The sequence below is a fragment of the Streptomyces coacervatus genome, from assembly GCF_029223485.1.
GTDB lineage: Bacteria > Actinomycetota > Actinomycetes > Streptomycetales > Streptomycetaceae > Streptomyces > Streptomyces coacervatus.
On sequence record NZ_JARHTP010000012.1, the window covers coordinates 10973 to 23768 of the forward strand.

The 12796-nt window shown below is 68.6% G+C and carries 6 protein-coding genes; all 6 read left to right on the forward strand.

What is annotated here, in order from left to right; translation table 11 throughout:
• Nucleotides 1-380: 380 nt before the first annotated feature.
• Nucleotides 381-2015 (forward strand): type I-E CRISPR-associated protein Cse1/CasA, encoded by a 1635-nt coding sequence (locus P2Q00_RS28090; protein WP_275775703.1) that lies wholly within the window; start codon nucleotides 381-383, stop codon nucleotides 2013-2015.
• Nucleotides 2012-2563 carry a type I-E CRISPR-associated protein Cse2/CasB gene (gene casB, locus P2Q00_RS28095; protein WP_275775704.1) on the forward strand — a complete coding sequence of 184 codons (552 nt, stop codon included), beginning with the start codon at nucleotides 2012-2014 and terminating at the stop codon, nucleotides 2561-2563. The genes P2Q00_RS28090 and casB overlap by 4 nt, the downstream gene beginning before the upstream one ends.
• The gene (locus P2Q00_RS28100; RefSeq protein ID WP_275775705.1) at nucleotides 2560-3897 is read left to right on the forward strand and encodes a type I-E CRISPR-associated protein Cas7/Cse4/CasC; all 1338 of its coding nucleotides are present in this window, start codon (nucleotides 2560-2562) and stop codon (nucleotides 3895-3897) included. Before casB ends, P2Q00_RS28100 begins: the two co-directional genes overlap by 4 nt.
• A complete protein-coding gene (locus P2Q00_RS28105; RefSeq protein WP_275775706.1) occupies nucleotides 3894-4799 on the forward strand; it encodes a type I-E CRISPR-associated protein Cas5/CasD in 906 nt (301 codons plus the stop codon). Before P2Q00_RS28100 ends, P2Q00_RS28105 begins: the two co-directional genes overlap by 4 nt.
• Before the next feature lie 62 nt (nucleotides 4800-4861).
• On the forward strand, nucleotides 4862-5506 hold the full coding sequence (locus P2Q00_RS28110; protein ID WP_275775708.1) for a type I-E CRISPR-associated protein Cas6/Cse3/CasE: 645 nt from the start codon (nucleotides 4862-4864) through the stop codon (nucleotides 5504-5506).
• A 2638-nt stretch (nucleotides 5507-8144) separates the two neighbouring features.
• The gene (locus P2Q00_RS28115) at nucleotides 8145-8579 is read left to right on the forward strand and encodes a hypothetical protein (protein ID WP_275775709.1); all 435 of its coding nucleotides are present in this window, start codon (nucleotides 8145-8147) and stop codon (nucleotides 8577-8579) included.
• The last annotated feature ends 4217 nt before the right edge of the window (nucleotides 8580-12796 follow it).

Sequence of the window (12796 nt, forward strand, 5' to 3'; positions counted from 1 at the left end):
TCAAGTAGAAGAGGTCTCTCCCGGCATTGGACCTGCCGGGAGAGACCGTCTGTGGCCACGGCCAGCCTGGCACTGCTGAAGAGTCAAGGCGTCCCAACCATGGCAGCTCGGGGTGCTACTCGGACGATACCGGAAGCCGTCGTCCGTGAGTTGGCATGCCTCCTGCACGAGCAGGGATGAACCGTCGGTGGCGTTCGTTGGCACACACGCCTCAACCGTTTCCCCGCGTTTGCGGGGATGGAAGTCCCGGTGGCCCGCGACCTGTCGTGAGTCCTTGTTGCAGACCAGCCGCGTTTACGGAGGCTTTTGATCAGAACACGCTGCTTCGCGCAACCCTTCGGCCCCCGCCCCGAACGCCTGCTACTTTCTTGCCCCTTCAGGTGGACATCCGCGAGACACCGAGGTCACACGCCATGCACCTGGCTGATTTACCCCCGTCCCACGGCACGAGCACGCGCCCTCGTTGGGACCCCCGCGAACACCAGTGCGCGCGGGCCCTGTCACTGGACGGCGAGGTGTTGGAACGGAACCTGGCGGAGCTATTCACCCAGGCCGAGAAGACGGCGGACATCGACGGCGACACCCCCGGAGAGAAGATCGCGCTCGTCGAGTTCCTGCTCGCCCTCTGCTACACCTCTGGTACTTACCCCACATCCACAGAGCAGTGGCAGCAATGGGTCGAGGAGCCCTACCCGTTGGGCGCGGTTGCGTCGTGGTTGGAAAGCCAACCGGACGAGGACTGGGACCTGTTCCACCCCGAAAAGCCCTTGGGGCAGAACGCCCTCCTCGCAACATTCCTCGAGGAGCACGGCACGGGGCCTGCTCAACTGGTCATTGAACGTGCCGGGGACTACAACCAGTTCGCCGATCACCACCATCTCGAACATCCCGATCCACTGCCAGCGGCCAAAGCCTTCCGAGCCATGTTGACCCAACACGCCTTCGGTCTCTCCGGCCGTGCCCGAATCTCGGGCAAGGCGACCCTCGGGCCCGCCATCACCAACCTGGCCACCGGACGCCTCGGCGGCCGGATCCGCGTCCTCGCCGTGGGCCGAACTCTGGGCGACACCCTGCGCCTGAATCTGGTGCCAACCACAGACGACCCTCGCGTCCTTAACCTGACCTGGACCCAGGGCCCGATTGAGCGCAGGGGTTTTAAGGCCAAGCCACCGGCCCGTGCTGTACGAGGCTTTGCGGACCTGCACAGCTACCTGGGCCGTTCCGTGCTGATGCGGCCGAGGGCCGGACTCGACGGCGATCAAGCCGTCGTCGACCGGGTGTTGATCGGGGCCGGTGAACTTCTGGACTTGGATGCGGAGGTGCACCTCCAGGACGCCGTCATGTCCGTCACGCGCACCGGGGAGAAGAAGCCCCTATGGCCGTCCGCCACCCGTGACCTGTGGCGCGAGGCGCATGCCCTCTATGCCGCGGTGGAGACGGAGTCGGGCGGGCTGTATGCGCGTCTGGCGAGACTGCCCAAGCAAAAAGGAGCCGATCGGCATCCCTTCGACCTGCTGGCGGTCGGACTCCTGTCCAACAAGACCACCCCCATCGGCTGGGTCACCAGCGTCTTCCCTTTCGCCCCGGGCCTGGCCCCGGTCCTCTACCAGACGTCACTGCGCGGTTCCCAGGTGGCGGAGCACATCGCGCGCAGCTTGGACCGGGCGGCGTATGCGGCCTGGGAGATCATGTATCCCAACCCCAAGCCCAGCGACAAGAAGGCGCAACTCGCCCGCTTCGACGCCCGCGGCGAGCAGTGGAAAGCGACCGAAGAGCCCTTCCACACCCTGCTGTTGGACGTGGTCGACGGAGCGATGGTCACCGACTGCATGCCCGGATATGTGGAGTGGCTCGTCGAGATGGCACGGGATTTCCTGGGGAAACGCCTGGACTCGCTGCCGAAGAACGGACAAGGCCTGCGCGCCCGCGCTGCTGCCCTGAGGCGTTTCACGAGCGAACTCACCAGCCCCCGGGCACCGGCCGACCTCACGGCGTTCAAGGACGGAGAATCATGACCAGCGTACCCGGGCGGCAGACCACGCAGGAAGGCGCAGCCCAACTGACGGACTGGCTCGCCTCGTTGGTGCACAACCGTCAGTACGGCGACCTCGCCCAGCTTCGCCGCGTCACGGCCGGTACCGCCACGAGCATCCAGGCAGGCTGGTACGCCCCACGCGAGGACAGCCGAGAGATCTACGAACAGGTCGCCTTCCTGTTCGCCGTGTACCACCGGGGGGTGGGACGGCCAACACGGGGCTTCGGCAGCCTCGGCTCAGCGGCCCGAAGAATCGGTCGGCCCGGCGGTCGAGGGCCCGAGGACCCTGGAGCAGTACGACTGGTAGACCGGATCGTGGCCAGCCGGCGCATCCCCTGGCGCCACCTCCAGCACGCCATCACCCGGCTCCGTGCCTGCGAACAGCAGCCTCCGTCCTGGACAGACCTCGTTATCGATCTTGACCTGTGGAACGACCGGAAGGCCCGCATCGCCTACAGCTGGGCGGTCGACTTCCACGCTCCGGCCGGCGAAGGCCGCAAGACCTCCCAGAAGGGCAGCAGCACGTGACCAAAAGCACCGCTGAACGCGGCCAGTTCCTGTCTCTCCACCTGTTGGAGACGCTTGTCGCGGTCTTGCCGGTACGCGATGAGAACGGTTCCCCGAAGACCATCGTGTATGGCGGCGCGGAACGGCACATGATCACGAGCCAGGCGCGGCGCCGGGCAGAACGGGTGCACACCCGTAACCGGGCCAACGCCGGGGTCGGCCCCCTGGCCGGGCGCACAACCGGGCTGCGCACCCGAGAGTGGGCGCTACTGACCGCGCGCGAGTTGGAAACCGCGCACGGCTGGGAGAAGGACGAGGCCCTCATCACGGCACGGGCCGTCCTGGAAGCGACAGGTCTGAAGTTCGGTGACCCGGCCAAGAAGACCGTCGCCAACCTCACCAAGGTCCTCCTGTTCGCCCCCGCCGACACCGGCGAGCGGATCGCCGCCCACATTGCGGCACAGGCCGAGCCGCTACGCGCATGGCGGGATGAATATCTCGCCGCACAAAGTGCCCTGGCGAAGCCGAAGCGGGGCGCTCGCACGGCGCCCGAAGATGCTGAGAACGCAGACGCCGAGGCCACCGACGCCAAGAGCCTGCCTCCGCTGCCCAAGGAGTCGCGCACCGCGGCTCTCACCGCACTTGCCCCACGCGACGCCATCGACATCGCACTGTACGGCAGGTTCCTCGCCGAGATCGCCGAGTCACCCAACGTGGACGGCGCCGTCCAGAGCGCACACGCCTTCACCATCCAAGAAGCCGAACAAGTCGACGACTTCTACGCCGCAGCCGACGACGCCAAGCTTGAGCGCAAGAAGAACGCGCTCGACTTCCTGGATGCCGCCGATGACGCCGGCGCAGGCATGACCGGCTACCAGTCCCTCATCTCCGGCACCTTCTACCGGCACGCCGTACTCGACCGCCGCCAGCTGAAGACCAACCTCCAAGCCGCCGGCATGACCCCGGAGGAAGCGGCAGAGGCCGCAATCGCCGCGGAAGAGGAGTTCGTCACCGCATTCGTCGAGGCGTTCCCCGAAGCGAAGAAGAACTCCACCGCCTCCACCGGCTCCCTGCCCGCCCTCGTCCTGGCCTTCGAAGGCGAACGCCCCTACAACTACGCGGCCGCATTCCAAAAACCCGTCGACGAAAACCCAGAAGACAAGGGCGGCGAAGGACCAGCCGGACCGGCCGGCGTAAAACGGCTGCTCCACCACCACGCGTTCATCGGCCAACGCCGCCCCGACATCCGCACGGCCCGCCTGCTCACCTACGACCCTCAGATCGACGTACTCCTCGACAGCCTGGACGTCCCCGAAGCGACCCGGGTGAACACCATCGAGGACCTGACGCCATGACGCACGTGCTGCTCATCCGGCTAGCTGGACCCCTGCAATCGTGGGGCACGGCCAGCCGTTTCCCTGCGCGCCGCGACTCACACAGCCGACCCACCAAATCGGCAGTAATCGGAATGTGCGCAGCCGCCCTCGGCCTGCCCAGAAGCATGGGCCTCAAGCAACCGGACAGGCTCACCGACGATAAGGACCAGGCGAAGCTGACTGTGCTGGGTGAACTGGCCCGGAGCCTCTTCGGAGTGCGCGCTGACCACCCCGGCGTCCCCGTCCGGGACTACCACACCGTCGGCGCCGGGACCTACCCACTGCGTCCCCGCGACCTCATCACAGACCACCGACGAGCCGCCGCCGTCTCAGCCGGCCTCGACGCCGCAACCGGCGACCACTTCGGCCACCACACGCTCACCGGCTGGTACGGCGCCCCCAAAAGAATCGCGACCGACCCCCGCTCCGGCGTGCTCGTCTCCGGCGAACTGACCCGCTCCGCACTCATCACCGAGCGGTGGTACCTCGCAGACGCCACCTTCCTGGTAGGGCTCCAGCACAATGACGCGGCCCTCCTGCAGTCCGTGGCCCGCGCGCTGGAACACCCGCAGCACCTGTTGTGGCTGGGCCGCAAGTCCTGTCCCCCATCCGGGACTCTGACCCTCAAGACCGTTGCCGGCGACCTCGATACAGCGTTCCGCAACCATCGGCTCCTGCCCGGCCCCGACGGCACCGCCGACCCCACACGCAAGCCCTGGGCCTGGCTCCAGACCCTGCCGTCGCAACACGGGGCCACACCCGTGCAGGACCAGCCGGTGAGTTTCGACGCACTCCAGCCCGAGCACACCACCCGCTGGGAGACCCGACGTCGGATCACGATCAGCCCCAACGCCTCCGACTGGGAAGACATCATCCCGTGAACCATCCCCCGCACACAGGCACGGCAACGGCCCGCTGCGTCGCGACGCACTCTGTACTGACCTTGGACGCGCGGCACCCCTACGTATCGAAGTCGCTGATCGACGCCCACGACATGCACCGCACCGTGATGAGCGGCTTCCAAGGATGGGTCGATGACGGCAGCCGCGACGCCCGTGCTCAGATGGGCGTGCTGTCGACGTGGGCTCTGGACCTCAAAGCGGCCGCCCTCGTCCTCGTCGTGCAATCAAAGGTGGCCGCAGACTGGGCACACATACCAAAGGCCGCCCTGCGGGAGGCACCCCACCTCATCACGGTCGACCGTACCTACCGTACCGGCGACACCGTCGGCTTCCGCACCGTCGTCAACCCCACCTACAGCAAGCCACGAACCGGGCCCGACGGACAGAAGATGCGCGGCCAACGGGTCGCGCACACCAAACCAGACGGCGTCCGGAAATGGTGCGCTCGCCTGTTCGGAACCTGGGAATCCCCGGGCCGCATTGGCGCCGCCGCAGAACCCGACACCATCTCGGTGCGCATGCTGCCCACCGTCTCTAGTCCCGCTCCCCACAAAGGTCTCAAAGTAGTCCGCGCCGAACTGCGGGGAACATTGACCGTCACCGACCCCACGGCGTTTGTCGCCGCGCTCTCCGACGGCATCGGCCACGCCCGAGCGTACAGCTGTGGACTCATCCTGACCCGATGACCCCGCTGTAGACGATCTATCGGTCTCGGCCGGGAACCGGACGAACGTCCGTGCATCCACGGGCTGCTCCCTCGACACATCCATGATGGCGACGAACGTCATGTAGTCCTGCGCCTACAGAGCTGTTCTTCCCGGCCGCAACGGTGGCACCGGGGGGGGGAGGCAGATAGCGGTCCCCCGCCCGTGGGGGCCGGTCCCGCCCAGAAGGAGATGGCGCCGGCCTGTCCCTGGACACCCGTCAGGATCGCGATGGTTTCGTCGTGCTCCCCGCACCCGCAGGGCTGATCCCCTCAACGCCAACCAGTGGAAGATGACCGTGAAGTGGTCCCCGCGCCCGCGGGAATGGTCCGCGACGGCGGCCAAGCCGCAGGACCTCGTACCCTGCTCCCCGCATCCGCGGTGGGGATGGCCCCGCCATCGCCAAGGCCGCGGCGATCGAGAACGACTGCTTCCGACACCCGAGGGGATGGTCCGCGGGCCACCTTCAGGGCGTCGCCCGTGATCTTCTGCTCCCCGCGCCCGCGGGGATGGTCCCGGGTCCGGCTCGGGTGCAGGGTGCTCATGATCCTACTCCCCGCGCCCGCGAGGATGGCTGTCGGCGTCGGCTGAACTCGGACCCACATTCGGCCCAGAACTCACGCGCCGTCAGAGGGGCAGCGTTCGGCCGTCGTCGAGAATGGCCCCTCATGCAGCTTGTCGATGACGGCGCCGTTCTCTGCTCCCCCGGCCCGTGGGGATGGTCCCTGCACACGTTCGGAAAGTGAATGTAGATTGCCCTGTTCCCCGCACCTGCGGGGATGGTCCCCGCGCCTGGCGCGAGGTGAGAGACGCCCTCCACTGCTCCCTGCACCCGCGGGGATGGTCCCAAGGGCGACATCGTCTACCTTGCCGGGACTCCCAACTGCCCGCGCCCGCGGGGATGGCCCCACGCTGATCCGAGCGGACATCGACCTGCTCCTCACCCCCGAGGGAATCCCCCTCAACGGGCCCACGAGACGGGCGTGTTGACACTGCCCCGCACCCGCAGGGATGGTCCTGCGGTACTCGGCCACAACGCCGAGGGCGCCGGTCTGCTAGGGAGTCCCACGGCCCACTTCAATCCGCTCAACACCACCCACTGCTCCCCGCACCCGCGGGGATGGTCCCCTGCGCGAGCCCTACCGCGTGTACGTCGAAAACTGCTCCCCGCACCCGCAGGGATATGGGCCCCGCAGTCACCCCGCGCCGCGAAGGAGCCGAAGCTATTCAATCGCCCCAGGGGGATGGTCCCTCGGCGAGGTAGACGCGAGAGTGGTGGGCGAGTTGCTCCCCGCGCCTGCGGGGTTGGTCCCCGGGCGTTCCCATCCGTGTTGGCCTCATTGGGGTGCTCCCCGCACCCGCTGGGATGGTCCCAACCTCGACGTGCTGGAGAAGAAGCAGGAGCAGTGCTCCCCGCACCCGTGGGGGATGGTCCCACCGACCGCAACTACCGGTCCCAGCGCGGCATGTGCTCCCCGCCCGCGAGGATGGTCCCAGCCGGCCGGTGGCCATGGCCGCGCTGTAGAGCTGCTCCCCGCGCCAGCGGGGATGGTCCCCAGGGCACGCCCGCGGACCGTAAGGAGTTCATCTGTTCCCCGCCCCCGCGGGGATGGTCCCCGTGCGAACGCGGTGACCGCGCAGGAGCACTTCTGCTCCCCGCGCCCGCGGGGATGATCCCGGGGTAGCGTCCTCGGGTTCGACGATCCGCTCCTGGTCCCCGCACCCGCGGGGATGGCCCCGACATCAAGGCCGCGGGTAGCGCCTTCACTGGTTGCGCCCCGCGCTCGTGGGGTGGTCCCGCCATACTGATCGTCCTGGTCTCCATGTTGCGTGCTCCCCGCACCTTCGGGGTTGGTCCCTACTCGGGAGCGACCGCCACGCTCGACGGCAACCGCTCCCCGCGCACGCGGGGTTGGTCCCAACGACGTTGCATACGACCGGACGAAGCGGTTCTGCTCCCCGAGCCCGCGGGGTTGGCCCACACGTCGTGCGAAGGAACTGGCGTCGCAGGAGTTCCGTACCCTGCTCCTGCGGGGTTGGTCCCTCGGCCTCGCTCTGCGCCGACAGGCGATCAGTGCGTTCCCCGCTCCCGCGGGTATGGTCCCTGGTCGTCCTACAGCAGGCCCGGGTTGACGGCGTGGTCCCCGCACCCGCGGGGTTGGTTCCCGGTGAGGGCCCGCGTTCCTCCGCGCGGCGTCGTGTTCCCCGCACCCGCGGGAATAGTCCTTGATGTTGACAGTGGCGAGCCCGTACCGGCCCTGCTCCCCGCGCCCGCGGGGATGGCCCCTACACCGACCCGGCCGGCGGGCCCGACCTCGTCTGCTCCCCGCACCAGCGGGGATGGTCCCAAGGCCGGCGTCGAAGGGTCCAAGACGGTCGTCTGCTTCCCGCACTCGCGGGGATGGTCCCGTTCCTGCGCGCCCCGTGTGAACCCGCACCGCCTGATCCCCGCGCCCGCGGGGATGGTCCCTGGGTTGACGGGCCGGGGTGGCGCTCCCTCGCCTGCTTCCTGCGCCCGCGGGGATGGTCCCGGCGCCTACTGCCTGGACCTTCTCTGCACCAAGCGGCGTTTCGCGAATCAAATAGGTAGCAAGCTGGCGATATGGAGTGGACAGCACCAGTGAGTACCGCGATCGGCGGTTTGATCGCTCTGGGATCTTCGTTTCTAGTGGATCGCCACCGATCGCGTAGAGACCGGGAGTTACACAAACGGAGCGAACTGCGGTCGGCTTACGCGGCCTTTCTGCAGGCGACGACAGAAGCGAGTGAGATCTTATGGAACATCAGCCAAGGCCACGACAACGATGAGACTGCACGAGCCCGCGCATTGACAGTGCTTCGGGACAGCAGTGTGCTTGCTCGGCGCTTCGAGCTCTCGTTGGTGACGAACGATGAAATGACGGCTTCGACGAGTCAATTGATTAAACTCTTGATCGCCTACCGTGACGCAGTAGGCCGGGGCATTCCGTACAACGACGAAGAGCTCAGCCGTCCGCGCAAGGAATTCAACCACGAACGCGAACGGCTGATACGCGTGATGCGGGAGACTCTCTGACCGCCACCAGGTTGAGCCAGCTGTTGGTGCAGTCAAGTGACCAGGCCTGGCACCACTGCTCCCCGCACTCGCGGGGATGGCCCCAACGCCTGGCGCCGAGCCGAAGCCGCGCTCGACTGCTCCCCGCGCCCGCGGGGATGGTCCCCGGCCCCGGCTGCGGCACCTGGACGGCACGTCCTGCTCTCCGCGCCCGCGGGGATGGTCCCGGCATCACTTGCAGCGTCGTGTTCGGTTCGTCCTGCTCCCCGCACTCGCGGGGGTGGCCCCGGCGCCGCCCTCGACCTCGACCTCGACCTGACGGACGTCTGCTCCCCGCGCCCGCGGGGATCGTCCCTCCGTCGCCGACACCTCCGCCGCCCTGCTTTTCGCGCCCACGGGGATGGTTCTCGACGACGGCCCCGGCCATCCCGAGTGATCGGGGTGCTCTCCGCGCCTGCGGGGATGGTCCCGAGATGGCGATGCTGGTCGCTCCCCTCGGCGTCTGCTCCCCGCGCCCGCGGGGATGGACCCACCTGCTGGTAGACGACACGGTCCTGAGCCGAGTGGTCCCCGCGCTGACGAAGTTGATCTCTGGCAGGCCCCGGACGGGCTTTCCCCTAGTGTGAGGTCCCCGTGCCCGCGAGGGTGGTCCCCAAGTGTCCGGCGCGGCTCACTGCGCCCGCGGGGTTGATCCCGGTCCGCCATAGGCCCGGTACGTCAGCCCAATGCGCTCCCCGCGCCCGCGGGGATGGTCCTCACGTGGCGATGCTGAGCCTTCAGGCCACGCAGTGCTCCCCGCGCCCGCGGGTATGATCCCGGCCACCATGACGTCCCGTCCCCGAGATGCTGTGGTCCCCGCACCTGTGGGGTTGATCCCTGTCAGCTCGTCACCAGAGAGGCAGATCCAGCGTGGTCCCCGTGCCCGCGGGGATGACCCCTACTCGATCTACGGCAACTGGCCCCGCACCGAGTGTTCCCCGCGCCCGTGGGGTTGATCCCGGCCACCAGGAACTTCCCGTTGACCTCGGCAGGTGGTCCCCGCGCCTGCGGGGTTGAATCCCGGTAACGTTCGGTGGCGTAGACGGTGATAGCCGTAGTCCCCGCGCCCGTCGGGATGGTCCCATCGCGATGGGCCAGGAAGATCTTCGACGGTAGTGCTTCCCACACCCGCGGGGGTGCTCCCGTCTGGGTGTCTCCCGCGGTACGGTGCAGCGCCCGTTTCCCGCACCGGCGGGGATGGTCCCAACTCAATCCGGTCCAGCGCCACCCCGAGTTGCTGCTCCCCGCATCCGCAGGGATGGTCCCAACTCCAAGATCCTGGTGAACTCGGCCTTCAACTGCTCCCCGCCCCTGCGGGGATGGTCCCGCCCGGATGCTCACCGTCGCAATCGAGCAGACCTGTCCCCGCGCCCGCGGGGATGGTCCCCACACGCCGGGGCACTGCCAGGTCGTGGCTGCCTACTCCCCGTACCCGCTGGGTTGGCCCCACAACGGTCTCGTTCGCCTCCATGCCGTCGAGGCGCTCTCCGCACTCGTGGGGTTGGTCTCGCCTCGGTGGCCGCAGAACCGCTGGGCATGGGGTACTCCCCGCACTCGCGGGGATGGTCCCAGGACCGGCGGGAGGTCCGGGTGATGCTTCTGGTGCTCCCCGCAACCGCGGGGATGGCCCCGACAGGGTGACCGTCGACGTGGAGCCGGTGGTGTGCTCCCCGCACCTGCGGGGTTGGCCTGAGGGCCCCGCCGACCGCGACCTTCTCGCCTCCGTGCTCCCCGCACCCGCGGGGATGATCACCCGTCCACGGCCCATGCCCGGCACGACGACCCGTGCTCCCCGCAATTGCGGGGATGGTCCCTACGTCAGGTCGATATCAGCCCTGGCCGATCAGTGCTCCCCGCACCCGCGGGGGATGGCCCCTCGTACCGGATCGGGGGCGGATGCGGTAGAACTGCTCCCTCGCGCTCGCGGGGGTGGTCCCCAGGTGTGCTCGACCAGCACGGACATCCAGGCATGCTCCCCGCACCCGCGGGGATGGTCCCGTCTCCCGTAGAGGGATACGGCCGATGGTCAGTTGCTCCCATCACCCGCGGGGATGGCCCCTGGAAGGTCTCCCAGGGCTCCATGAACCTGAACTGCTCCCCGCACCCGCGGGGGTGGACCCGACGAAGCAGCCATGCAAGGCATCCGCGGCACCTGCTCCCGGCACTCGCGGGGTTGGCCCTGTCTACCTCGGCCTGCCGATCCGAACCGCCGGCTACTCCCCGCACCCGCGGGGTTGGTCCCGGGATGTACAGCTTCACTCCGGTCGGGATCGCGTGCTCCTCGCACCCGCGGGGTTGGTCCCATGGCCACCTCGTTGAGGTATGCGGTGGCCCAGTGCTCCCCGCAATTGCGGGGTTGGTCCCTTCGCGTCGTCGATACCGACACCGATCAGCTTGTGCTCCCCGCACCCGCGGGGATGGTCCCTGGGCGACCCCCGTTCAGATCGTGCTCGACGAGTGTTCCCCGCAACTGCGAGCTTGGTTCCGTGTTCTCGTTGGCGAAGCCGAAGGCACCGAAATGCTCCCCGCACGCGCGGGGTTGGTCCCACGTCGTACTCGGGGTGCTGCTGCCAACCAGTGGAAGATGACCGTGAAGTGGTCCCCGCGCCCGCGGGGATGGTCCCAAGCGGAACCGGTGTTTCGGGTGGCTGTCATGCTGCTTCCCGCACCCATGGGGATGGCCCCAGGTCGTGCGTCGAATCGAGCGGGTCGAACCACTGCTCCCTGCATCCGCGGGGATAGTTCCTGCCAAGGCTCGCCCGCTCGGTCTCCGTCCGGGTGCTCCCCGCAGCCGCGGGGTTGGTCCCCGCCGGGCGTCCTTGAGGGTCGGCAAGTTCTTCTGCTCCCCGCACCCGCGGAGGCGTGAGCGACGACTGGTCGGCCTTGTCGGATCCCTGCTCCCCGCACCCGCGGGGATGGCCCCTGCACGTACAGCGGCGTGAGCGTCTTCGCGATGTGCTCCCCGCACCGGCGGGGATGGTCTCTGCTCCGCGATCCGACGAGCGAGATCGGTGCTGTGCTCCCCGCATCCGCGGGGATGGTCCCCCGAGCTCCTGGGCCTGGCCTTCGTTTTCGCCGTGCTCCCCGCACCCGCGGGGGACGGCCCCACCGACTCCGGGTGGCCGAGGATGTGGAGGACCTGCTCCCGGCGCCCGCGGGGATGGTCCCGGCAAGGGCGGCGTTGGAAAGTCGAGTCTGGCCTGCTCCCCGTACCCGCGGGGATGATCCCAAGCCGACCCTCCGAGTACCGTGCCCCACGTTCTGCTCCCCGCACCCGCGGGGATGGTCCCCGTTCGATGTCGCGGAACAGGACCAGGTTCGCCATGCTCCCCGCACCCGCGGAGATGGTCCGATTGAACGGCCGAGCGGCCAGCTGTTGAGGTCGAGCTCCCTGCACTCGCCGGAATGGTTCCCAGCTTTCATCCGGATCGGCTGGCGGCACGATGTGCTCCCCGCACCCGCGGGATTGGTCCCGTCAAGACCGAGATGTCCCTACTGGAGCGCCTCTGCTCCTCGCACCCGCGGGGTTGGTCCCTCGTTCCTGACGTCCGTACGCCCAAGCCACTTCTGCTCCCAGCACCCGCGGGGTTGGCCCCTGACCTCGTGGTTCGGCGTGGACGCCCTGTAGTGCTCCCTGCGCACGCGGGGTTGGTCCCGACAGGCCGATGCCGCGGCCCCGCTTGGCGAGGTGCTCCGCGCACCCACGGGGATGGTCCCGCCGTTCGTGCGTCGGCCAGCATGTGCAGGCTGTGCTCCCCGCACCCGCGGGGATGGTCCCGGATAGGGCACCGGACTACGGATCCGGCAATCCTGCTCCCCGCACCCGTGGGGATGGTCCCGGGATCTTCGCGCCGCTCGGAGTCGTCCTCCTCTACTCCCCGTACCCGCGGGGATGGTCCCTCGGTGGTGCCGAGCTGGGTGGAGCCGGTGTCCTGCTCCCCGCGCCCGCGGGGTTGATCCCTGCGGCCCGGTCGAGGGCATCCAGCACTGGCCGTTGTCCCCGCACCTGCGGGGTTGATCCCCTCCTGAGCGTCCAGCAGGCCGACTTCGAGACGTGGTCCCCGCGCCCGCAGGGTTGATCCCCCTGAGGGCGCTGCCCTCGGACCACCCAGGTGGTGGTCTCCGCGCCCGCCAGGTTGATCCCGACCGCTCTACGCTGGGTGCGCCACGTCGTCAGTGGTCCCGGCGCCCGCGGGGAT

Bases quoted from the DNA above. Each gene is read 5' to 3' on its own strand.
- casB (WP_275775704.1), top strand. From the start codon at position 2,012: ATGACCAGCGTACCCGGGCGGCAGACCACGCAGGAAGGCGCAGCCCAA.
- P2Q00_RS28105 (WP_275775706.1), top strand. From the start codon at position 3,894: ATGACGCACGTGCTGCTCATCCGGCTAGCTGGACCCCTGCAATCGTGG.